The organism is Lacticaseibacillus zhaodongensis, assembly GCF_009687905.1.
In the GTDB taxonomy this organism is placed as follows: Bacteria; Bacillota; Bacilli; order Lactobacillales; family Lactobacillaceae; genus Lacticaseibacillus; species Lacticaseibacillus zhaodongensis.
This window is the reverse complement of the sequence record NZ_BLBG01000003.1, coordinates 159,705-184,830: the sequence shown is the minus strand read 5'-3', so window position 1 is coordinate 184,830 and position 25,126 is coordinate 159,705. Positions and strand designations below refer to the sequence as shown.

Here is a 25,126-nt window from a genome sequence, read left to right as displayed (position 1 = left end):
GAATAATCTTACCTGCAATCAATCTACCGTTGTGTTTTGCCCCGCCGGTCAGCAAGCCCAAGTAGCAGGAGTAAGGTTGCCCCAAGCCATGCCAGCCCACTTGCGGGCTTATCGCCAGTCTGCGGTAGCTCCGCGCTTGCCTTAGCATTTGCTTGTGAGCTTGACTGCCGATTTGCCCCTCCTTGCCACTTGCCTCTCGTTCCTGACCCGCCGGTAGCAGTACCGTCGCTTGTTTCACCAAACGTTGCTGGCAGGCTTGGTTCAGCTGGTGTCTCATTGCCGCCCGTAGCCGCTTGACCAGGTTCATCAGGAGTCGTTCCACCAAATGTTGATGGCAGCTCAGGTTCATCGGTATCTGAACTAGCACTTGGCGGCGTGTCCTGACCTGCAGGGTACGTAGGCCGCGGAGCTGGGAGTTTACTAAGAACCACTGTGAAAATCTGCGCGTGATCATCATCATGATCAAACACTGCACCGACCGTCCCATCGCTAACCAAGTTGTAACCCTGACTAATCGCAGTCTGGATGTCCTTTTCAATCTGCGCGTGATCGACTGGCGTGTCGCTCTTATCCGCAATCGGTTGATCAGGAATGAGATGCTGCCCCGAGCCGTCAACATAGATAATAGTTGCTGTCTGGATATTCGGGCTGTATTCAACCGTCGTTGCACCCGGTTCATTTGGCACCACTTTGTCCTGATTGTCGTTCGGAGTATAACCAGGCACCTCCGGGTAATCTGTCGCGCGAATTGGGTCGCCTGGAAAACCAGTAATCTGAACCGGTGTCGTTGGCGTTAGCGGACCATTAGGACCCTTTGGCACAATGGTCGTTGTCAGCTCTGCCTTTGGAACTTGGCCAAAGACTACGGTGAACTTTTGTGGCTGGTCATCGTTGTGGTCAAAAGTTGCACCAACCGTGCCATCGTCAATTAAAACATAGCCCTGCCTGATTGCCTTTTGAATATCAGACGTAACCAGACCGTGATCAACAGCACTGTCTGACTTGCCACTAACAGTCTGGTCCGGCGTAATCACTTGCTTGCCGGCCTCATCGACGTACGTCACAGTCGCTGTCTGAGTGTTCGCAGTGTAGACAACCGTCGTTACACCGGGTTCATTTGGCACCACCGTGTTCTGATTCTCTTCAGGTGTGTAGCCGGGCACGTCCGGGTAATCCGTGCTGCTGATTGGGTCACCGGGGAAGCCTGTGACCTGCACTGGCGTAGTTGGGGTCAGCGGCTGGTCGTTTGGACCCTTTGGCACAATAGTCGTGGTCAACTCAGCCTTAGGAACTTGGCCGAACACCACGGTGAACTTTTGCGGCTGGTCATCATTGTGATCAAAGGTAGCGCCGACTGTACCATCGCTAATCAGCACGTAACCTTTCTCAATTGTCTTCTGAATTCCTGACGTTACAGCGCTGTGGTCGACCGCTGTGTCGCTGTCGCCACTAATGTCCTGATCCGGAGTAATCAACTGCTTGCCTGACTCATCAACATAGGTCACAGTTGCGATTTGCGTATTAGGAGTGTATTCAACAGTTGTCTCACCAGGCTCGTTTGGTACCACCTTGTTCTGATGCTCGCTCGGCGTGTAGCCAGGAACATCTGGGTAATCTGTTTCATTAATTGGATCACCAGGGAAGCCAGTTACTTGAGCCGGTGTTGTCGGTGTCAGCGGACCATTAGGACCTTTAGGCACAATGGTCGTCGTCAGTTCAGCCTTTGGAACTTGGCCAAAGACAACGGTGAACTTTTGTGGCCGGTCGTCATTATGGTCAAAGGTAGCGCCGACTGTTCCATCGCTAATTAAGACGTAATCTTGTTCGATTGCCCTTTGGATGTTGTCTTTAATCTGACTGTGGTCTAGTACCGCATCACTGTCGCCAGTTAAGATCTGTTCCGGTGTAATCAGTTGTTTGCCCGCCTTGTCTACGTATGCCACGATTACAGTCTGGGTATTTGGCGTGTACTCAACTATTGTTTCACCCGGTTCATTTGGTACGACCTTGTTCTGGTTCTCGCTTGGTGTATAGCCAGGGACATCTGGGTAATCCGTTTCACTGATTGGGTCCCCCGGGAAACCGGTCACCTGAGCCGGAGTTGTCGGTGTCAGCGGCCCATTTGGACCTTCAGGCACAATGGTCGTTGTCAATTCTGCCTTCGGAACCTGACCAAAGACTACCGTGAACTTTTGCGGCTGGTCGTCATCATGATCAAACTTCGCACCAACTGTGCCATCACTGACTAAGACGTAATTCTGGCCAATAACCCTTTGGATATTAGCTGTAATCTGACTGTGTACTACTGGCGTGTCACTATCACCGCTAATGGCCTGATCTGGCGTGCTTAAAGTTTTACCTGACTCATCAACGTAAGTCACAATTGCGTTCTGGGTGTTCGGCGTGTACTCAACAGTTGTCTCACCAGGCTCGTTTGGTACCACCTTGTTCTGATTCTCGGTTGGTGTATAGCCAGGAACATCCGGGTAGTCCGTCTCACTGATTGGATCACCAGGAAAACCGGTCACCTGAGCTGGTGTTGTTGGCGTCAGCGGCTGGTCGTTCGGACCCTCTGGCACAATGGTCGTTGTCAGCTCTGACTGCGGAACTTGGCCGAACACTACGGTGAACTTTTGCGGCTGGTCATCATCGTGATCAAAAGTTGCACCGACCGTGCCATCGCTAACCAAGACGTAATCTTGTCCGATGACCTTTTGAATGTTGGCTTTAATATCACTGTGGTCTACCGCTGTGTCACTGTCACCAGCGATGTTCTGATCTGGAGTGATCAACTGCACACCTGACTCATCAACGTAAGTCACAATCGCGTTCTGAGTATTTGGCGTGTACTCTACGGTTGTCTCACCGGGTTCGTTTGGGACCACTTTGTTCTGGTTCTCGGTTGGTGTGTAGCCAGGAACATCAGGGTAGTCCGTCTCACTGATTGGATCACCAGGAAAACCTGTAACTTGAATCGGAGTTGTTGGTGTCAGTGGACCATCTGGACCCTCAGGCACGATAGTCGTTGTTAGTTCAGCCTTCGGAATCTGACCAAAGACCACAGTGAACTTTTGTGGCTTGTCATCATCATGATCAAAGGTCGCGCCAACTGTCCCATCACTAACTAAAACGTAATTCTGGCTAATAACCTCTTGAATGTTCGCTGTAATCTGACCATGCACTACTGCTGTATCACTGTCACCCGTGATTGTTTGGTCAGGCGTTATCAGCTGCGTGCCTTCTTCATCAACATAGGTGACGGTTGCAGTTTGCGTATTTGGCGTGTACTCAACAGTTGTGTCACCAGGCTCGTTTGGGACCACTTTGTTCTGGTTCTCGGTTGGTGTATAGCCAGGAACATCTGGGTAATCCGTCTCACTGATTGGGTCACCAGGGAAACCGGTCACCTGAGCCGGAGTTGTTGGCGTCAGCGGCTGGTCGTTAGGACCCTCTGGCACAATGGTCGTTGTCAATTCTGCCCTCGGAACTTGGCCAAAGACCACCGTGAACTTTTGCGGCTGGTCATCGTTGTGATCAAACGTTGCACCAACCGTACCGTCCTCAACTAGAACGTATCCTTGATCGATTGTCGTTTGAATGTGTGTCGCAATTAGTGCGTGATCAACCTTCGTGTCACTGTCACCATTGATTGTTTGGTCAGGCGTAATCAATTGCGCACCGGATTCATCAACGTACGCAACAGTCACAGTCTGGGTGTTCGGCGTGTACTCGACGGTTGTCTCACCAGGTTCGTTTGGCACCACCTTGTTCTGATTCTCATTTGGTGTGTAACCAGGAACATCCGGGTAGTCCGTCTCACTGATTGGATCACCAGGGAAACCGGTTACCTGAACTGGTGTTGTCGGTGTTAATTGACCACTAGGACCCTCTGGCACAATCGTCGTTGTTAATTTTGCCTTTGGAATTTGGCCGAAGACTACGGTGAATTTTTGTGGCTGGTCATCGTCATGGTCAAACTTAGCGCCGACCGTCCCATCGCTAATTAAAACGTAATCTTGTCCAATTACTTGTTGAATGTTATTTGTGATCTGGCCATGATCCACCGCCGTGTCACTCGCGCCAGTGATGTCCTGATCTGGCGTGATCAACTGTTTACCTGATTCGTCAACGTAAGTCACAATCGCGTTCTGAGTGTTTGGCGTGTACTCAACAGTGGTATCACCAGGTTCATTTGGAACCAACTTATTCTGGTTCTCAGTGGGTGTGTATCCTGGAACATCTGGGTAGTCCGTCTCACTGATTGGATCACCAGGGAAACCGGTCACCTGAGCTGGTGTTGTCGGCGTTAATGAACCATCCGGACCTTCAGGCACAATGGTCGTTGTCAATTCTGCCTTCGGAACTTGGCCAAAGACCACCTTGAACTTTTGCGGCTCGTCATCGTTGTGGTCAAACGTTGCACCGACTGTCCCATCGCTAATTAAAACGTAATTCTGACTAATCACCTTTTGAATGTTAGCTTTGATTTGACTGTGCACCACTGCGGTATCACTATCACCAGTAATATCCTGATCTGGCGTGATCAACTGCTTACCCGACTCGTCAACGTAAGCCACGATCGCAGCCTGAGTGTTTGGTGTGTACTCAACGGTGGTATCACCAGGCTCATCTGGCACCAACTTGTTCTGATTTTCGTTCGGTGTGTAGCCAGGAACATCCGGGTAGTCCGTTTCGCTGATTGGATCACCAGGGAAACCAGTAACCTGAGCTGGTGTGGTCGGTGTCAGTGGCCCATCTGGACCCTTCGGCACAATGGTCGTTGTCAATTGTGCCTTCGGAACCTGGCCAAAAACCACGGTAAACTTTTGTGGTTGGTCGTCGTTGTGATCAAAACTTGCTCCGACCGTTCCGTCGTTAACTAAAACATAATTCTGACTAATCACTTTTTTGATGTTCGTTGCAATCTGGTCGTGCTCTACCGCGCTGTCACTATCACCACTGATATCCTGATCTGGTGTGAGCAGCTGCTTACCCGACTCATCGACAAAAGTAACGACTGCCGTCTGTTTGTCGGCACTGTAAGTAACCGTCACGGTCGCACTAGCCTGGCCATCTACATCAGGGGCAGTGAATGAGGCTGCCTGAACAGTAGCCTGATCCGGTGTGTAGCCAGCAACTTCCGGGCTATCAACAGCCGCAACTGTGCCTTCTTTCCAGCCGGAGAATGTGACTTCCTTGGTAACAAGATCCTCAGTCCCCGTTCGCGTCAAGGTGGCGGTTTGGGTCAGGGTCGCCTGTGCGGGCACTTTCGTCGGGTTGCTAGAATTGACGTAATTGATCACGCGTGTTGCCGTGGCGCTAAAGTCGCTTGGCTCGGCATCATGAGGATCCTTAGGGGTGACAGCGACAGTGTCATGTGCCAGTTGCACAACAAAAGGCTGGTCCGCGTCATCATCACTATCGAAGACAATGCCATCTTTTGTTCCATCGTTGACCAATTTGTAACCTTGGTCCGTGTATTCTTTAATCCGCTCGGCGGTAGTGTAGGTTGCGGTCGTATCTGAATTCCCGGTAATGGTGTCCACCGCACCGAGCGTTTTATTACCGTCCGTGACATCCTCATAGGTGATAGTCGCAGTTTGTGGAGTCACTGGCACCACTTTTTGGAAGACTAGAGTGACAGTTTGTGGGTCTTTAGTAAAGCTGGTGACGTTACCTTCCGTCTTCAGGTAAGTGTAGCCATCAATCGTCTTCGCTTGCGAGCTCAAAACGAATGGTGACCCGACGACCCCGCCCGTGGTGGTATCAGGCTGCAGAGTCGCATGCCCCTCATCTTGGTATTGGACGGTGATTGTGCTCGTCGTGATTGGCTGGACATATAAATGCTCACTGTAGGAGTATGAAGTCGTCGCCCCGGGAGCCAGCGACAGCACTGGTGTCTCAAACTGTGCCCCTGTATCCAGTCCAGAAGCCAAAACAGCTCTATTAGCGGTTCCTGCAACAACTGCCTTGTCGGTCATATCACCATACATGTGAATCTGGATGGAAGCCTTACGCGGGTTCATCCAGTGACCAACAGTTAAAGTATCGTTATCAGTCGGGGTAAAATACAATGTCAAACTGTCAGATTCTGAAGTTGAGCTCGAGATGGTTGCCGAACCATCCCCATTGGAAACGATGGGGATCTCGTCATTCTCGTCCAGTGCAGTATCAATCAGCGTCCCGAACTGCACCTTATCCAAACTGGTGGCCCGATTGTTTTTAACTGTGACCGTGTGGTTGAACGCACCGCTAGCATCAATTGACAGTGTTTCTGTAATCGTTAATTGATCGGTAGCATCTTCAGTCGTTAGGCGCAAATAAGGAGTGCCATCCGCTGCGGTACTCGTTTCGTACTTGAGCGTTCCGAGATCGTCATCTGGAAAAGCTAGTGGCTCATAGTCTGTCGCACTTTTGGTTAAATCGCGCATGTAATAAGCACTAGTATCTCCATGTGTGTAGGTATAAGTGTGCTCCGTTTGGCTAGCATCATCCGTTACTGTGTTATCAAGTAGCGGATAGCCCCACTCTTCATGATCTTCCATATCATCGTGTCCAGGTTTGATCTTGAAGGTGTAGCTCTTACCGTCATTTTCGATGGTCCGGGAAAGTGAAATTGTTCCTGGATCGCTGACTTCAGTCCACAATAGTGTGTCAACCTGAGTAGCCGCCACTGGGTCCACCGCTGTCTTAACTTCCGGACTTACTGTAGCGTCAGTCGTTGAATCTTCGTCTGCAGCTGCCTTTACTGCATCGGCATTATCTGAGCTCGTAATTGCCGCATTCGGCTCAGCGGTGGCTTCAGGGGTGGATCCCGCACCGGCATCGTCATCATCTTCAGTGTTGGCAGCGGCGTCAACAAACTTCGTTGCCTGCTCAGCGTGCTCGGCTTGGCCATCGTCAATGGTGGTCTCTGTCGCATCCCCAGCGACCGCTTCATCATCGGCTTGAGTCGCTTCCTCTGAAGTCACTTGGGATGTTGGCTGGCCAAGATTTTGGTCTGTTGGCGGCTTGCTGGACTCTCCGGTGTCGGTTTGCGCAGCTGCCACCGGTATTTCTGGCGTCTCCGGAATCCCATCAGAGGTTTGCTCCCCTTTAACATCAGCCAAGTTGAGCGTCTTTGCCGTCTGCAGGGCAACCGCTGCAGGATCACTTGCAGTAGTAGTCTCCGGACTAGCGCCTGCCGGATCACTCGTTGAGGCGTGGGCAGTCGTCTGGCTTTGAACCGCCACAGCCGCACCAACGGCAACAAGGAGTGTCGTTAACCACCGCCCTTTGCCTTTGAACATTTTGACTCTGGTTCTAATTTCGGGCTCCTGGCGCATTTGATTATGCGTTGAGAGTTTACGGTAATCTCCAAGCATAATAATCCCACCTTTCACAAACTTGAAATTCAACGTTTTAAGAAATGGAAGATGTAACCAAACAATCGCTGTCGGTTCTTAAGGAACACGCAACGCCACTAGTCCATCAGGTTATGTTATATTAGTAGCTTGGCGGTGTTTTTTAAAGGACGCTATTACGATTAATTAATAACGATTGCTTGCAAGAAATGGTCATCTTTATACTCGCATCATAACGCAGCGTTTCGGCAATTGTGATTCGGATTATCTAACATTGCTTAGGCATATATGGAATATTTTCAGTTTATGCTAATGGTGATAATTTTAATTTTCGGTGTTATTTATGGTGGTGCAAGTTCTTCTGAGTATCACGGCACAGTCGGCAGCAAAACTGCACCAGCTTCGTTACCTTAGCCGTGCTACAAAAAGAGCCCCCGCGAAAGCGAGAGCTCTTACTATTAGCAAATTACCAAGCAGCGCAATTTACTCAAGTTTTTATGTTAGTCAAATCCACATCTTACTTCCCGCGCACATCCTTCTCGTTGACTTCAAGCAGCGACATAAACGCTTCTTGCGGAATCTGCACACTACCAACCGATTTCATGCGCTTCTTCCCCCGCTTCTGCTTCTCGAGCAACTTGGCTCGCCGGTCCGGATCCCCGGTGTGAATGCGGGCGGTAACGTCCTTGCGGTAGGCCCGCACGGTCGTCCGCGCGATGATTTTGTTGCCAATCGTAGCCTGAATCGGGATTTCGAACTGCTGCCGGGGAATGGTTTCCTTCAGCTTGGCGGTGATGGTCTTACCGCGGTTGAAGGCAAAATCACGGTGCACGATGGATGACAAAGCATCGACGGGTTCCCCGTTGAGCAAGATGTCCATTTTGACCAGGTCGCTGGCCCGGTAGCCGGTGATGTCGTAGTCCAGACTTGCATAGCCCTTAGTGCTGCTCTTCAGGTCGTCGAAGAAGTCATAGATGATTTCGGACAGCGGCATGTTGTAAATGACGTTGACCCGGTACTTGTCCAGGTAGTCCATTGTTACGAACTCACCGCGTTTACGCTGGCACAGCTCCATGACGGGGCCAACGTAATCGTTGGGCACCATCACGCTGGCCTTGACGTAAGGTTCCTTGATTTCACGAATCTCGCTACCATCAGGCATTTCGGCTGGGTTTTCAACGGTGACTTCCTCGCCATCCGTTTTCACAACGTGGTAGTCAACTGATGGGGCAGTCATGATCAGATCCAGGTTGAACTCGCGCTCGAGCCGTTCCTGCACAACGTCCATGTGCAAAAGGCCAAGGAAACCACAGCGGAAACCAAAACCAAGGGCCTTACTGGTTTCAGGTTCGAATTCCAGTGCGGCATCATTCAGCTGCAACTTTTCCAGTGCTTCTCGCAGGTCGTTGAACTTGGCGTTGTCGGTTGGGAAGACCCCAGCGTAGACCATTGGCTGAATCGCCCGGTAGCCTTCGAGGGCCTTCTCGGTTGGCCGGTCGGCGTTCGTGACCGTGTCCCCGACGTGGGTATCCTGAATGGTCTTGATAGAAGCGGTGATGTAACCAACATCCCCGGCCATCAGGTAGTCGCGCTTAACGGCGTGGGGAGACATGACCCCAACTTCGGTGACTTCAAACTGCTTGCCATTACTCATCAGTTTGATTTTGTCGCCAACCTTGACGTAGCCTTCTTCGACCCGCACGTCGAGCACAACGCCGCGATAGGAATCATAAACTGAATCAAAAATCAGGGCCTTAAGTGGTGCTTCAACATCCCCCGCTGGTGCGGGCACATCGGAAACGACCCGCTCAAGGATCTCCTCGATCCCGATGCCGGCCTTGGCACTAGCCAAGATGGAGTCGTCCCCATCGATCCCGATCATCTCGCTGATTTCGTTCTTAACGACGTCCGGCTGGGCGCTCGGCAGGTCAATTTTGTTAATTACGGGAATAATCTCCAGGTCATCATCGGCCGCGAGGTAAACATTGGCCAAAGTCTGCGCCTCGACTCCCTGCGCGGCATCAACAACCAGCAGTGCACCCTCACAAGCAGCCAGCGAGCGGCTAACTTCATAACTGAAGTCCACGTGTCCTGGAGTGTCGATCAGGTGGAAAATGTAAGTCTGGCCATCTTTAGCGTGATAATGCAGCTCAACAGCGTTCAACTTGATCGTAATGCCTCGCTCACGCTCCAGGGGCATATCGTCCAGCACCTGCGCCTGCATGTCGCGTTTGGCAATTGTGTCGGTCATCTCCAAAATCCGGTCGGCCAAGGTACTCTTACCGTGGTCGATGTGGGCAATGATGGAGAAGTTACGAATGTGCCGCTGCCGTTCACGCATTTCATCAAAATTCATTAAATAGGTTCCTGCTTTCCGTATATAGTCCTGTTAGTAAGTATAGCAGAATCCGCAGTCCAATGTACAAACAAAGGCCCCCGCCGCAACCGCGACCGGGACCCCAAAACAACCATCTTAATTAGTTTTCAGCTTTCTGGATATCACCCAGGATGTCACCACCGAAATCTTGCGTCAAGAATGCGGTGCTTTCCGTTGGCAGGTGCAGCTGGAAATCGGTGAACTTTTGTAACGCCAACTGGGCATTTTGCACGGTTAGATCCAAGATGTGCCCGCCAAAGTCATGTTCCGCACTTAGGAAGTGCAAGTGGAAGCCCGGTGATACAGCTCCCGCGTAGACCTGCGGCGAGTAGTAACCAATCACGGTGCCGCTAACAGTGTCCCGTGTGAACTCGTGCTGGCGCGCGGCCATTGCGGCTAGCCCCGCATATGGCGGCTGCTGCTTGGTGATGGCACGGGTGCGCACTGCGGTGAAAGTGCCCTGCAGGCGGATGGCAACGAAGAGATTCCGGCTGCCGAGCGCCTGCAGTAAAGCCGCTTGCGTCTCCGCATAGTCGGTACCGCTGATTGAACCAGCCGCTTGAAAGTCTGCGTAGTGCACGTTGGCAAAGGGAACCTTTTCATCAGCGCTGACCTGCCGCACCGCCCCCGCCGAATTGACCTGGTAAACGCGCCCTTGGTCAATGATGAGTTCGCCGTCCAGCCCGCTCAAAGTACCGATCCCGGTGTCACCGTGCTGGAGCAGTTCGCCCACCGTCTGGGTGCCATCATAGAGCCCCGGGACCAGCAGTGCGAGCGTGCCGTGTTGATACAAACTGTGTGTGTCTTTTGCCATTGCGAATTCCCCCTAGTGCGATCTTAGAACTGGTCTGGCAGCAAGTCTGCCGCTAGCTTCAGGTTATCACTGTAGTCAACGGGGATATCAACGACAACGGGGCCGTCAGTGTTAAAGGCTTTGGTCAAAACATCGTGCAGATCTGCGGCCTGCTTGACGCGCAGTCCACGTGCACCGAAACTTTCGGCATACTTAACGAAGTCAACGGGGCCAAAATCAACCCCGGCGGACGCACCGTACTTCTTTTCCTCCTGGAACTTGACCATGTCGTAGTGGCCGTCATTCCAGATGATGTGGACGAGGTTACTGTGCAGGCGCACCGCCGTCTCCAGTTCCTGCCCGGAGAAGAGGAAGCCCCCGTCACCAGAAACTGAAACCGCCTTGGTACCAGGCCGGACTAGCGTTGCCGCAATCGCCCATGGCAAGGCCACCCCAAGCGTCTGCATCCCGTTACTGAACAAGAGGTGCCGGGGCTGGTAACTGCGGAAGTGGCGCGCCATCCAGATGTAGAAACTGCCGACGTCAACGGCTACCGTCATCGTGTCATCGACCTGGGCCTGCAGCTCGCGGATGATCGCCAGCGGGTGCACGAGGTCGGGCCTGGTGCTAACTGGCGGTACATCGCGGGTTTGCAATTCATTTTGCAGGTGGTCCAGGAAGTGCTTGGCACCAGGGGCAACGTGATAACCGCGGAGTAGTGGGTCGATGATCTCAAGTGTCTGGCCAATGTCACCGATCAGCTCGGTCTCCGGCTGGAAGTTGTGATCAATTTCCGCTGGTTCGTTGTCGATCACGATGATGCGGGCATCGCCGTCCGCGTTCCAGTTGCGGGGCTCGTATTCGATGGGGTCGTAGCCAATGGTGATAACTAGGTCTGACTGCTTGAGCAATACGTCACCAGGCTGGTTGTGGAACAGACCCACCCGGCCGAAGAAGTTCTTCACCTGTTCGTGGGAGATAATGCCGGCACCCTGGAAGGTTTCAACAACGGGCAGCTCGCTGACCTTTAGTAGGTCGCGAATCGTGGCGGTCACTTCCGGTGAAGATGCGCGCATCCCCAGCAGCAAGACTGGCAATTCGGCGTCCTTGATGGCCCGAGCGAGCGCGGTCATATCCTGCGGACTAGCAGGGCCCAGCTTCGGGGCGGTCAGCGGCCGGATCGGCTTGGTGCTGATCTGACTGTCGGTCACGTCTTGGGGAATCGAAACAAAACTGGCGCCCTGCTTGCCGGAAGCGGCAGCTTGGTAGGCATTAGCAATGATTTCGGAGATATTATCGGGATCTTGCACTTCAGCCGAGTACTTGGTGATCGGTTCAAACAAGGCCGCGTTGCGCATGCTCTGGTGCGTCTGCCGCAAAAGGTCCTTCCGCTGTACCTGGCCAGAAATGGCCAAAACGGGGTCCCCTTCAGCCTGTGCAGTAACGAGCCCAGTCGCCAGGTTGGAGGCACCAGGCCCAGAAGTGGTCAGGACGACGCCGGGTTTACCGGTGATCCGGCCAACGCCAGCGGCCATGAACGCGGCATTTTGTTCGTGCCGGGTCACGATCAGCTTGGGCACGTTGGGGTTGTCACTGTGTTCCAGCTTTTCAAAGACCCGGTCAATTTTGGCCCCGGGAAGACCGAAGACGTAATCAACGCCGTGGTTCGCCAAACTGTCGACGACCAAATCTGCACCGTACTTCTGCATATCTTTATCTGCCATGATGTCTACCTCTTTTTTAGTTGCTAACATTTAATTAGTAATTGATTGTTGTTTACATCATAGCATAGCAGTGTTCCTTTGGAAACGGTGTCCTAAATAAAAAGTGTGCTATTAAAGGCATATACTGTACCATTCTATCAATGCTACTGTACTGGTATGTACGGGAACAGCTAACAAAAAAGCCCCCAACCAATAGTTGAGGACCAGTTCACTGCACAAATTAAACTTCTGGATAATCGAAGGAACCCTGACTCGGTTCGTAGGCGGGCATCCCCGCAATTGCGCGGTACAACGCCTGTTCAATCAACAGTGGCGCATCGGAGTTCGCCACGGCGTATGGCACGCCGAGTTTCTTCGCAATTTTGACACTGGTGTTGGTGGTGATGTGGTGCACCTCATCCGTAATCAAAACGGCGACGTCCGCACGGCCCAGCTTGTGCTTCAGCTGGGTACCTTTTTGACTATCGGTTGCCGCGACGCTGCCGCCGAAGTGAGCCGCCACAACGAGCTCTAGCTGGGGCTTGCTCTTGACATTACCGATAAACAACACGTTTTTACCGTCCAAGTCGAACTTGAGCTGCGGTGTGTACTGCTTAGCCAACGTAGTCTTAGGAGCAGCGGAATCAGTCGCAGAGCTTACGGCGACCACAGCTGCCGCCTTCTTCTTCGGCTTGGCCACGTGCTGCTTGAGCGGCTTGATGCCCTTCTTGTCCTTGTAGACCCAAGTAACGGTCGCGACTTCCGGACCGTCAGTATTGTACCAACTGAGGTCCACGATGTCGCCACTACGCAGCCCGAGCCGGGCCACATCGGTCGGCTTGATCAAGAATGTGAATGGTAAGCCGTCCTTGGTTTCCAGCAAGGTGTCACCGGTAATGTTCTTGCTGGCAACGTACTGGTAATCTGCCGGCAAAGTGTCGTCGCGACTGATGACCGCCCCGTTGACTGTCTTGATGCGGGGCTCTTGGGTCGAGCGGTTGCGTTCAACAATCGTGACTTCAGGGCCGTCGTGATCGTAACTATCGCGAATCCTGACCGTGTCCCCATCGGCTAAGTCGAGCTGGCGCACGGCCGCTTCGGTAAAGAAACGGTTGCCAACGATGGCCCCAATCAGCTTCCGTTCCACCTTGAAGAGGTCGTTGTCGCTCGCTGGCACCTTTTTGGCATCCTCGTCGCTAGTCTCCGCTGCCGGCATGATGGTCGTGTATGTGGCCGTTGCTGACTGGACACTGTTACCCTTAGCTGCAAGTAGTTTCTGCGCGGCCGTCATGTCCAAGTTCGTGTCCGCGCTGGCACTGCCAGCCTGGTCGAGAGCCATGGCCGCATAGTGACTGCTTAGCTCAACTGCCTTCATGACGACGGCCAAATTATTTTTGTCCGCCATGTTCAGCAACTGCTGCACATCTTGGCGGTATTGATCAATTAATTGCATATGTGTTATGCTCCTTCGTTCGTTCTCAGACGGACAATCTTCAACAAAAAAGCATCCCCACTCGCCTATCCAAGCGGAGCAATGGGGATGCTTCTTGTGAGTGAGGTTTGATTAGGTTGAAGCAAAATGGGACGAGCGCTCAGATAAACGTCTAGGGCGAATCTATATCGAGTTACTAGTTTACAATACTCACGACATAGATGTTCTTGCTTACCCGCAGTTGAGCTCCAGCCCGCAGAAGCTTGCGCTTAACACACTTCAAGACCAATGCCAAAACCCGGCATTTGCCTTGAAGTACGTTAATGCTCAGCTTCTACCCGCGGGCCTGCGCATCCTATTTCTTAAACGCTTCCCTGACCTTATCAAACAGATTACTCTCATTTGGCTTGACCGACTTGCCGGATGCAGCTGCAAACTGCATCAGAGCCTCACGCTGCTTAGCATTCAGGTGCTTTGGTGTGGTGATTTTGACTGTGACGATCTCGTCACCAGTTCCGCTACCTTGCAGGCGTGGTGCACCCTTGCCGCGGAGACGAATCTTCGTACCCGCCTGCGTGCCAGCTGGAATCTTCAACTTGACTGGCCCGTGAACGGTATCAGCCTTTACCTCGTCACCCAGAGCTGCCTGAGCGAAGGACACATCCATCGTCATCAAGATATCTGCGCCATCACGCTCGTACTTCTTGCTTGGTTCAACGCGGAAGACGATGTACAAGTCGCCAAATGGTGCGCCGTTCTTACCGGCTTCCCCAGCGTTGTCGAGCCGCATCTGCTGGCCGTCAAGAATCCCAGCTGGGACTGTCACTTCGATCTCGTGGCGTTCTTGTTCAACACCAGTGCCGTGGCAGTTCTCACACTTGTCCTTGATTTCCTTACCAGTCCCGCCACAGACATCACAGGTCTCCCGGGTCTGCATTACACCGAGTGGAGTGTTGCGCTGAACCGTTACGAACCCGCGCCCGCGACACTTGCTGCAGGTTTGGGGCTGGGCGCCATCTTTGGCTCCTGTACCCTTGCAGACGTGACACCGACCCTGCCGGTTGTAAGAAATGGTGCTCTTCTTACCGAAAACAGCTTCTTCGAACTTCAGGTCCATCCGGTACTGCAAGTCGGCACCAGCACGCGGCTGCGTCCGGCCTTGGGACGCCGTTGCGCCACCACCGAAGAAGGAACTGAAGATGTCGTCAAAACCGCCGCCACCGAAGTCGCTAAAGCCACCGGCGCCGCCGAAGCCGCTACCGCCGAAGCCACCGCCCTGCGGACCGTCAGCACTACCATATTGGTCGAACGCAGCCCGCTTTTGTTTATCTGAGAGTACCTGATAAGCCTCGTTAATTTCCTTAAACTTATCTTCGGCCCCGGGGTCATGGTTAATGTCCGGGTGGTACTTCTTCGATAGCTTACGGAATGCCTTCTTTATCTCGTCATCGCTAGCATCCCGGGATACACCGAGAACCGCGTAGTAGTCTTTGTTTTCCGCCATCGTTGGCCTCCTTAAACAATTGTCGCCAATGCATTCTCAGAATAGCACAGCACTAACAAAAAGCCAAAGTCCGCAGCGCGAACTTTGGCCCTTCGTCGTCATGTGCGCTTACTTCTTGTCGTCGTTAACGTCTTTGTAATCGCCGTTAATCGTGTCGTCGTCAGAGCCCTTGTTATCACTCTTAGCGTCGGCAGCACCTGACTGCGCATTGTCGCCCTTAGCAGCCTGATCCTTCTGAGCCTGCTCGTAAAGCTTTACGGTCAGGTCCTGAACGATCTTGGACAAAGCATCCCGCTTAGTCTTCATAGCCTCGAGGTCGTTATCCTGTTGAGCCTTCTTCAGCTCTTCTTCAGCATCTTGAGCCTTCTTGATTTCTTCATCGGAAACCTTGCCCTTAAGATCCTTCAACGTCTTGTCAGTCTGGAAAATCAGCTGGTCAACATCGTTACGCAGGTCAACTTCTTCCTTGCGCTTCTTGTCGGCATCTTCATTTTCCTTAGCTTCCTTAACCATCCGGTCGATTTCTTCATCGGACAGGCCTGATGAACTCTTGATCGTGATGTTCTGTGACTTGCCAGTCCCCATATCCTTAGCGGAAACCTGAACGATCCCGTTCTTGTCGATGTCGAACTTAACTTCGATCTGAGGTACACCACGAGGAGCAGCAGGAATGTCAGTCAGCTGGAAGCGACCAAGCGTCTTGTTGTCAGCGGCCATTGGACGTTCACCTTGCAGAACATGGATGTCAACGGCTGGCTGGTTGTCAGCAGCGGTACTGAAGACTTGGGACTTGCTGGTTGGAATTGTTGTGTTCCGGTCGATCAGCTTGGTGAACACACCACCCATGGTTTCAATCCCAAGGGAAAGTGGGGTAACGTCAAGCAGAACAACGTCCTTAACATCACCAGTGATAACACCACCCTGGATAGCAGCACCCAAAGCAACGGCTTCATCAGGGTTGATGGAGTGGTCTGGGTCTTTGCCAGTCCAGCTCTTAACAGCTTCCTGAACGGCTGGAATCCGGGTAGAACCACCGTTGAGGATAACCTTGTCAACTTCACCAGTTGAGAGGCCAGCATCCTTCAGAGCGTTCTGAACTGGAATCCGGGTACGGTCAACGAGGTCCTGGGTCAGTTCATCGAACTTAGCTCTGGTCAATGTCTGCTCCAAGTGGAGTGGGCCGTTAGCACCAGCGGAGATGAATGGCAGGGAAATCTGGGTGGAAGATACACCAGACAGGTCCTTCTTAGCCTTTTCAGCCGCATCCTTCAACCGCTGGAGTGCCATCTTGTCCTGAGACAAGTCAACGCCGTTTTCGTCCTTAAAGTTCTTGATAAGCCAGTCCATGATCTTCTTGTCGAAGTCATCACCACCAAGGTGCGTATCACCGTTCGTGGAGAGAACTTCGAAGACACCATCACCAAGCTGCAGGATGGAAACATCAAAAGTACCACCACCAAGGTCATAAACGAGGACTTTTTCATCCTTATCAGACTTGTCGAGCCCGTATGCCAGTGCGGAAGCGGTTGGTTCGTTAACGATCCGCTTAACGGTCAAGCCGGCAATCTTACCAGCGTCCTTAGTCGCCTGACGCTGGCTGTCGTTGAAGTATGCAGGTACGGTAACAACCGCATCCGTAACCTTTTCGCCAAGGTAATCTTCAGCAAACTTCTTGATGTACTGCAGGATCATCGCGGAAATTTCCTGAGGAGTGTAGTTCTTGTCGCCAACTTTAACGGTGTAACCCGCTTCACCCATGTGGCGCTTGATGGAGCTGATAGTATCTGGGTTGGTGATTGCCTGACGCTTTGCAACTTCCCCAACCTGAATCTCGCCATCCTTGAACGCAACTACAGATGGAGTCGTGCGGTTACCTTCTGGGTTGGTGATGATTTTTGGCTCGCCACCTTCAAGTACGGCAACGGCACTGTTAGTCGTACCTAAGTCAATACCAATAACTTTTGACATTTTACAAACCTCGTTTCAATTTTTTATTGATTTAATGTGCCCGGGACAAAAGCTCAGTTACCTTCTCGGTCAAGGCTCAAACACTAAGTTAGTGTCTCAGCCTTGACTGAGAAGTAGCCGCTTATGCGGGGCTAATTGCTGACAACAACCATCGCGGGCCGTAATACCCGTTCATGCAGCTTGTAACCACGCTGCAGAACCTTAACTACGGTATCCTTTGGGTGATCTTTATCAGCGGGAACCGTTTGGACAGCTTGGTGCACGGTCGGATCGAACTTCACGCCAAGACTCTTGATCTCGGTAACGTTCGCATCCTGCAGGGTTTTGCGCAGATGCTCATAAACCATCTCCACGCCCTTCTTCAACTGCTGCGCGCCATCGTCAGTGACTTCGGCCTGCAGCGCACGCTCCAGATTATCCAGAACCGGTAGGATGTCGGTGATGACCTTCTGCCCGTCATAGTGAAGCAGGTCCGCACGCTCCTTCTTGAAGTGTGCGTTCATGTTCTGAATCTCAGCGGCAGCACGCAAGTATTTATCTTCAAAATTGTCGCGCTGCTGCTTGAGTTCGCTGGCATTCTCGCCGCCAACTTCCTGGCTCAAATGCTCCAAATCCTTCGCGGAATTCTCAAGAACTTCTTTCTTGATATCCTCCCCAGTTGCCTGGGACTGCTTGTCTTCCTGCTTGCTCATCCTCTGGCTCCCTTCTATTTCAGTTATTAATTTAACGGTTCATCAATGCAAATCGTTGTAGTAATTGGTTAAACGCTTAGCGAGTTCACCCCGGAACGCATCGAGCAACCCAATCATTTTGGAGTAAGGCATCGATGTTGGTCCCAGAATCGCAATCGTTCCGCGGCCGTGTTCGCCGACGGAATAGTGTGCGGTGATGATGGACAGGCGCTTGAGTGATTCATCCGACATCTCCGGTCCTAAACGTACCGAGATCGGTGAATCATTGTCAGTCGCAATCAAGCGGTTGATGGCATCGCTCTGGTCCATGATGCCGAGCACTCGTTTCAACTCGCTCACGTCATTCGGTTCGAAGTAATCCATCAAGTTTAACCGTCCGCCGACGTAGAAACGCTCGGTGACCGCCTGCTTCAGGACGCCGCCAAACACATCGAGGAACCCGTCTGGTGTCGACAGATGCTGCATGAGCATTGCCGGAACGTCTGTCTGCAACTTCTGGGCCACATCGGTCAGTGGCAAGCCAACCAGCTTGTCGTTAACGATCCGAATCGCAGCCTCAACATCCTCAGACTTGATTCCCTCCGGCAGGGTGAACGCTTTGTTCTGCACACTGCCATCACTCGACACCAGAATCGCCATCACGCGGCGCCCGCCAAGTGAAACCAGCCGGAAGCCTTCCAACTTCAAGGCCGAAACTTCGGGACCGAGTGTGATTGCGGTGTAGGACGTGAGTTGTGACAAAATGCGGGCCGATTGCTCGACGATATCATCTATCCGGTTGAACTCACCACCAAAGGAATTCCGAATCTCCTGAATGTCATTAGCTGGCACCGAAGCCGGCGTCAACATGTGGTCGAGGTAGAAGCGGTATCCCCGGGCGCTGGGCACGCGGCCGGAACTACTGTGCGTCTTCCGAATGAGGCCCTCGTTTTCGAGTGCCGCCATATCGTTTCTAATCGTGGCGGAACTAACATGCATCGGAAGGGTGCTCAGCAGCTTCTTGCTACCAACGGGCTGCCCGTTTTCCGTGTAAAGCTTAATGATCTCGTTGAGTACCGTTAATTCGCGCTTCGTCAGCATGTTTGCCACCTCCTTTTAGCACTCATATTTCCTAAGTGCTAACGACCATTATATTACGCCCCACAATTAGCAATGTCAATGTCCCGGTGCTAATTTTCCACAAAAATCTTTGTAAATCAGTCTCTAGACCTAGGGATTGAGCCGAAAACTCAATTAGCAGTCACTGCTAATCGGTAACAAAATAGCGTCCCGCTACCTAACCGTCAACGGGACGCCAAATCTACCTGCTAATTTAATTTTGCCAAATACGCCTTACTGTTAATCTCGTCTTGGGCCAGCTGCTTAATGAGACCCTCTGCACCTGTAAACTTGACTTCACCACGCAGGTAATGCAGCCACTCGACTTGCACGGCGGCACCGTAAATGTCACCGGTAAAATCAAAGAGGTTAATTTCCAAGGTCACGTTGCGACCAGCACCAAAAGTGACGTTGCGCCCGACCGAGGCCATCCCCGGCTGCCACTTACCGTTAACGAACATCCGGACCGTGTAAATACCGATCCCCGGAATCTCCTCCTGAACTCCACTTTGGATATTAGCCGTGGGGTAACCTAGTGTCCGCCCCCGCGCCTCACCGTGGATAACAATCCCAGTGGTCTGATAATGGTAACCGAGCAACTGGTTGGCTGCGTCCACGTCGGCACTGGCTAGAGCCTGGCGAATGCGGGTGGAACTGACCTTACTGCCCCCATCATCAAGCTCTGGCACCTCAACAACCTCAAACCGACCCTGCGCGTAACCTGGGAGCAAGGCCATGTTGGCAACATCACGCTTGCCATACGTGTAGTCGAACCCAGCAACCACCACGGCGGCATTCAGCCCGACTAGGTACTGGTCCACAAATGCTTGTGGTTGCAGGTGCGCGAACTCCGGCGTGAAGTGCACAATGTAGTAATCATCAACACCGCATTGTTCCATGAGCTGTGCTTTTCGTTTCCGCGGCGATAGGTAGGTGAAACTAGCCTCGTCCGCACCACCATACACAATGGCCGGGTGTTTGTCGAAGGTCATGAGTGCCAGCCGCAAACCGCGCCGCTTGGCTTCGGCTCTCCCGGCTGCAATGACGTGCTGGTGCCCACGATGCACACCGTCAAAAAAGCCCAGCACCAGCACGACCGGCTCAGCTGGCCGGTCCGCTGCTGTCAGTGGCGGCATGATGTCTCTAGTTTGCACTGTTGTCGCCTCCAAACGAATTGCTCAGGTACATGGTCTCCGGGTGGTAGGAACCGTCTGCATCAAGCTTATACAGGGCCTTCATGATGCCCTGGTAGGTCAAAATCAACTCATCATCCGTGGACGGCAACTTCAAAAAGTTCCCGTGCTGCACGGATTCCCACTGCCAGTCTGCGAGTGCGTAGCTGGTCAAGCCAGCGTAAGCATGCTGCACAGGCCGCACTAACGTCAGTAACTGGTCTGCTTCCGCGGCGGCGGCGAGTTGCTCCAGCGTGACGGATTCTTCCAGCACAAAGCCGCCGCTTTCGGTCCGGGTCAGCTGCGTCATTGTAGCAGCAAGGTCCAGCCGTTTACCGAGGTCAACGGCCAGCGTGCGGATATAAGTCCCCTTACCAACGTGGGCGCTGAATTCAAAAGTTTGCGTTCCCTGATCGGCGTCAAAGCGGGTGGCACTGGTGCGCCGAAAATCATAAATACTTGCGTGGCGCTGGGGCCGTTCGACCGTCTCGCCGGCACGTGCATAATCGTACAAACGCCGGCCATTGACCTTCACCGCGGAGTACATCGGTGGGATTTGGATGATATCACCGATAAAGCTCTGCATGGCGGCGTCGATGCGCTCGTCCGGAATCGGCACGGTCAGCGGTGTGCGTTCAACGACCTCTCCTTCCATGTCTTCGGTAGTCGTCGCGAAGCCAAAAGTGATGCTGCCGGTGTAAATTTTGCCGCTGTCTTGCAGGCGACTGATGGCCTTGGTTGCGGAGCCGAGTGCGATCGGCAGCACGCCGTTCACGGCCGGATCCAGGGTGCCGGAATGGCCGACGCGCTTCATGTGCACGATTTTGCGTACTTTATAGACGACGTCGGTGGATCCCATCCCCGGCGCCTTGTTAATGGCAATAAATCCGTCAATCACTATTTATTCTCCTTGTGCGTGTGCTTGATGCCGTTTTGCTGCTCCTTGCGGTAATGCCAGAACATTGTCACGCCGAACGCGCCAAAAACGAAGAGGCTAAAGGCAACGTTTGGAATTTCGATATTGATCATCGGCAGGCTCAGTGCCAGCTTGATTGCAATCACCGCAATCAGCACGTAAGCCATGTAGAGCAGCTCCGGAATTCGGGCCAACAAGGTGATCATCACCTGCGCGACCAGCCGCATTGCGAGGATGCCGATACACCCACCCAGCAGCACGATGACCGGATTGTTATCGATGGCCAGCGCCGTCAAAATCGAGTCAATTGAGAAAACAATGTCCAGCAGTTCAATCGTCGCCACCGTGCCCCAGAACGACCGTTTTTTCTTAGGCACAACGGTGTCAGTGTCGGTTGGCTTTGGCTTGTGCTGTTCATAGAAGAAGTGCAGGGACATGTACAGCAGGTAACCCGCACCGAGGGCCTTGATGCCCCAGAACTTCATTAGGTAGGTTCCCAGGCCAATGGCGATGAAGCGGAACAAGTATGCCCCCCACAGGCCGTAAACCAGCGCGTGGCGTTCCTTGACTGGGTCTTCCAGCGACCGCGTCTGGGTGGCCAGAACAACGGCATTATCAACGGAAAGCAAGCACTCCATGACTGCTAGCATCGCAATCGTCAGCAAGCCACTACCTGTAAAAAGGGCGGCGTGCCAATCTGTTGCTTCGAAGAACGGTTTGTATAATTTGATGATGGTGTCGATGGCAATCCACCCCCTATCTTTGCGCAATAATTAAAACTACTTAGTAACATTCTACTCTTTGCCACAACAAAATGGGACGCCGGCTTGCACCAGACGTCCCATTTTGACGGTTATTAAAACTAGTTCAACCTAGTCTTCTGAATCATTTTTCGGTGTCATATCGTCAATCTTCCGGGCCTCAGCAATCAGTCGGTCGATTTTGGCCCCGTACTCAACAGATTCATCCCGGGCAAAAGTCATGGTTGGCACCTTGAACAAACGGATGCGTTTGCCAACTTCCCGGCGGATAAGACCAGTAGCCTTATCCAAACCTTCTTGAGCCTGCGCCTTGGTCTTCTCGTCGTCCTGCAGGGTGCTGTAGTAGACTGTCGCCTGCTGCAGGTCCCCAGTAAGCTCAACCCCGGTAATGGTCACACCGTTAACACGGTGGTCATTAACCAGCTTGAGGAGGATGTCGTCAACTTCGCGCTGAATCTGTGTTTCAACTCGTCCAATACGATGCTTCATAGTCGCTCCTTACTTGCCAATCTGGTACAAACGCACCGGAAAAGCACTTTACTTAACGGGCACTTCTTCCATCGTGTAAGCTTCAATCTGATCATCAACCTTGATGTCGTTGTAGCTCTCAATTGAGAGACCACATTCGAAGCCGGACTTAACTTCCTTCACATCGTCCTTGAAGCGACGTAGTGAACCAAGCTTGCCTTCGTGAACAACGATCCCGTCGCGAATCACGCGGACGCCGGCATCGCGGGTAATGTAACCAGAATCAACGATACAGCCGGCAATCGTACCGACCTTAGAAACCTTGATGGTCTCACGAACCGTCAGGGAACCAGTCGTCTTTTCTTCGTAGACAGGTTCGAGCATACCCTTCATGGCAGCTTCAATTTCGTCGATTGCCTTGTAAATGACACTGTGCAGACGAATATCAACGTTATCGGAATCAGCCTGAGCCCGTGCCTGTGCGGTTGGCCGCACGTTGAAGCCGATGATGATCGCGTTAGAAGCGCTGGCCAGGGTAACATCAGATTCCGTGATGGCACCAACGGCCTTGTGAATGATGTTGACCCGGACACCCTCAACCTGAATTTTGCGCAGGGAGTTGTCGATTGCTTCAACAGAACCCTGAACATCACCCTTGATGATGACGTCAACTTCCTTGAGTTGCCCTTCCTTCATTGATTCGAAGAGGTTATCAAGGGTTACGGTGTTCTTAGCTTCACGGTTCTTGTCCTGAGCGCGCTTTGCACGTTCTTCACCGGCAGCCCGAGCAGTCTTCTCATCTTCGAAGACAACCAGGTGGTCAGCGGACTGCGGCACATCAGACATCCCAGTAATTTCAACTGGCATGCTTGGCCCAGCTTCCTTGACGCGGCGGCCACGGTCGTTGGTCATATTCCGAATGCGGCCAAAGGTGTTCCCGACAACGACAGGATCCCCGATGTGCAAAGTCCCTTGCTGAACGAGGACGGTCGCAACTGGACCTTTACCCTTGTCCAGACGGGCTTCGATAACAGTACCGACAGCCTTCTGTTTAGGGTTAGCCTTAAGTTCAAGCATGTCCGCTTCAAGCAGAATCATTTCGAGCAACTGGTCGATGTTCTTGCCAAACTTCGCAGAGATTTCAACGAAGATGGTGTCGCCACCCCAGTCTTCAGGAATCAGGTCGTACTTGGCGAGCTGTTCGATAACATGTTCTGGATTAGCACCCGGCTTATCGATCTTGTTGACCGCAACGATAATTGGGGCGTTAGCAGCACGCGCATGGTTAATCGCTTCGATGGTTTGTGGCATTACCCCATCATCAGCAGCAACAACCAGCACGACAATATCGGTGATGTCAGCACCACGCGCACGCATGTTGGTGAAGGCAGCGTGCCCCGGGGTGTCCAGGAAGGTGATGAGACGGTCGTTCAAGCGCACTTGGTAAGCACCAATATGCTGGGTGATCCCACCGGCTTCGCCTTCGGTAACGTGTGTGTGGCGCAGCTTGTCAAGCAGGGTCGTCTTACCATGGTCAACGTGACCCATGATGGTAACCACTGGGGCGCGGGCCTTGAGGTTCTCGGTGCTCTCGTTTTCAGCCTTGAACACCTTGTCCAGGTCGGTGATATCTTCCTCGACCTTTTCTTGTGCGTCAATGCCGTAATCGGTAGCAACCAGTTCGATTGTGTCCTTGTCCAGACTCTGGTTCTGGTTGACCATCACGCCGAGCATGAACAACTTCTTGATGATTTCAGCTGGTTCACGGTGCAAAAGCTTACCCAGATCCTGCGCGTTCATGCCGACCGTGTAAACCAATGTTTCTGGTAATGGCCGATCCTTACGCTGTGGCATTGGCTTCTTAGGTGCTTCATTACGACGATTACGCTTGCCGCGCTTGTTCCGCTTGCCCTTGTATGGGGTTTCACGACCAGTGCGGTAGTTGCGCTGACGGTTGTTGGAACTGGTTGAGCGGCTACCATTGCTAGACTGACTGCTGTTCGTGTTTGTGTTGTGACTAGCAGTGTTAGTAGTGGTCGGCTGACTTGTAGCTTGGCTACGTGCAGGTGCTTGCTTTGCAGCACTTGCTGCTGGCTTAGCACTCTGCTGTGCTGCGGCTGGCTTTGCTGCTGGTGTTTCAACCTTCTTGGCTGGCTTTGGTTCTTCGTAACGGCCGATTGGTGCTGCGGAGGTCTGGAATTCGCTCTGCTGGCGCTGACGCAAACGCTCTGCAGCTGCTGCTACCCGACCAAGGTTTGGCCGTGGCGCTGCTGCCGGACGCTGGGTGTTGTTTCTACCCTGTCCGTAACGGTTGTTGCTCTGGTTCCCGCCACGATAGTTAGAACTCTGGCCGCCGCGATTGTTATTCTGGTTACCGTTGCGGTTACCAGAGTTCTGACCCCCACGACTGTTGGTGCGTGGGCCATTGTTGCTGCCATTAGCAGAGTTCGTATTGCGGTGACTCTGCTCGTTACCAGCAGTGTGGTTATGGTTCCCACGGCTAGCACCCTGTGTTCCGGGACGACGAATCGCGTTCTTGCTGATCTTAGTCTTACCGGTAGGAGTCACATGCGTTGCGTGAATCGTGCCGGGCTTTTCGATCTTAACTTCAGCCTTAGCGTCGGTGTGAACTGCAGGCTTAGTTGCTGGCTTGGCAGCTGCCTTAGGTTCACTCTTAATTTCGCTCTTAACTTCTGGCTTGCTTGCGGCCTTAACTTCTGGCTTTACAGCTGGCTTTGTATCCTTCGTCAATTCTTTTCTGATAGTCGCTTCATCCTGTTCATTAATAGTATTCATATTGTTGCTAACGTTAATCCCACGCTTTTGTGCGTTTTCAATCACGGTCTTGCTTGAGACACCGATCTCCTTAGCAAGCTCGTATACACGTTTTTTGCCCATA

14 protein-coding genes are annotated in these 25,126 nt (G+C 52.6%); all 14 read right to left on the bottom strand.

The window, feature by feature from the left end:
- Positions 1-23: 23 nt before the first annotated feature.
- The 14 genes from GN107_RS04865 to infB all read right to left on the bottom strand — a co-directional run bounded on the left by GN107_RS04865 (position 24) and on the right by infB (position 25,125).
- Positions 24-7,364: a mucin-binding protein gene (locus tag GN107_RS04865; RefSeq protein ID WP_155286618.1), complete on the bottom strand. Its 7,341-nt coding sequence runs from the start codon at positions 7,362-7,364 to the stop codon at positions 24-26.
- A 496-nt stretch (positions 7,365-7,860) separates the two neighbouring features.
- Positions 7,861-9,699 (bottom strand): translation elongation factor 4, encoded by a 1,839-nt coding sequence (lepA, locus tag GN107_RS04860; RefSeq protein ID WP_155286619.1) that lies wholly within the window; start codon positions 9,697-9,699, stop codon positions 7,861-7,863.
- Between the two features lie 121 nt (positions 9,700-9,820).
- The gene (gene budA / locus GN107_RS04855; protein ID WP_155286620.1) at positions 9,821-10,534 is read right to left on the bottom strand and encodes an acetolactate decarboxylase; all 714 of its coding nucleotides are present in this window, start codon (positions 10,532-10,534) and stop codon (positions 9,821-9,823) included.
- Between the two features lie 23 nt (positions 10,535-10,557).
- Positions 10,558-12,237, bottom strand: a complete 1,680-nt coding sequence (gene alsS / locus GN107_RS04850) for an acetolactate synthase AlsS (RefSeq protein ID WP_155286621.1) — start codon at positions 12,235-12,237, stop codon at positions 10,558-10,560.
- Between the two features lie 220 nt (positions 12,238-12,457).
- Entirely contained in the window at positions 12,458-13,669 is a 1,212-nt protein-coding gene (locus tag GN107_RS04845) for a DUF2325 domain-containing protein (RefSeq protein ID WP_155286622.1), read from the bottom strand.
- 334 nt (positions 13,670-14,003) lie between these two features.
- Complete coding sequence (gene dnaJ / locus GN107_RS04840) at positions 14,004-15,152, bottom strand: molecular chaperone DnaJ (protein WP_155286623.1); 1,149 nt, start codon at positions 15,150-15,152, stop codon at positions 14,004-14,006.
- A 108-nt stretch (positions 15,153-15,260) separates the two neighbouring features.
- Entirely contained in the window at positions 15,261-17,120 is a 1,860-nt protein-coding gene (dnaK, locus tag GN107_RS04835; protein WP_155286624.1) for a molecular chaperone DnaK, read from the bottom strand.
- 131 nt (positions 17,121-17,251) lie between these two features.
- On the bottom strand, positions 17,252-17,812 hold the full coding sequence (gene grpE, locus GN107_RS04830; protein WP_155286625.1) for a nucleotide exchange factor GrpE: 561 nt from the start codon (positions 17,810-17,812) through the stop codon (positions 17,252-17,254).
- A gap of 42 nt (positions 17,813-17,854) precedes the next feature.
- Positions 17,855-18,892, bottom strand: a complete 1,038-nt coding sequence (hrcA, locus tag GN107_RS04825) for a heat-inducible transcriptional repressor HrcA (protein WP_155286626.1) — start codon at positions 18,890-18,892, stop codon at positions 17,855-17,857.
- 227 nt (positions 18,893-19,119) lie between these two features.
- On the bottom strand, positions 19,120-20,064 hold the full coding sequence (gene ribF, locus GN107_RS04820; RefSeq protein ID WP_196246248.1) for a riboflavin biosynthesis protein RibF: 945 nt from the start codon (positions 20,062-20,064) through the stop codon (positions 19,120-19,122).
- Positions 20,054-20,977, bottom strand: a complete 924-nt coding sequence (gene truB, locus GN107_RS04815) for a tRNA pseudouridine(55) synthase TruB (protein WP_155286667.1) — start codon at positions 20,975-20,977, stop codon at positions 20,054-20,056. The genes ribF and truB overlap by 11 nt, the downstream gene beginning before the upstream one ends.
- A gap of 2 nt (positions 20,978-20,979) precedes the next feature.
- Positions 20,980-21,768, bottom strand: coding sequence for a TerC family protein (locus GN107_RS04810; RefSeq protein ID WP_230678551.1), 789 nt, complete (start codon positions 21,766-21,768; stop codon positions 20,980-20,982).
- Between the two features lie 102 nt (positions 21,769-21,870).
- Positions 21,871-22,248, bottom strand: coding sequence for a 30S ribosome-binding factor RbfA (gene rbfA, locus GN107_RS04805; RefSeq protein ID WP_155286627.1), 378 nt, complete (start codon positions 22,246-22,248; stop codon positions 21,871-21,873).
- A gap of 48 nt (positions 22,249-22,296) precedes the next feature.
- Entirely contained in the window at positions 22,297-25,125 is a 2,829-nt protein-coding gene (infB, locus tag GN107_RS04800; protein WP_155286628.1) for a translation initiation factor IF-2, read from the bottom strand.
- Position 25,126: the final 1 nt, after the last annotated feature.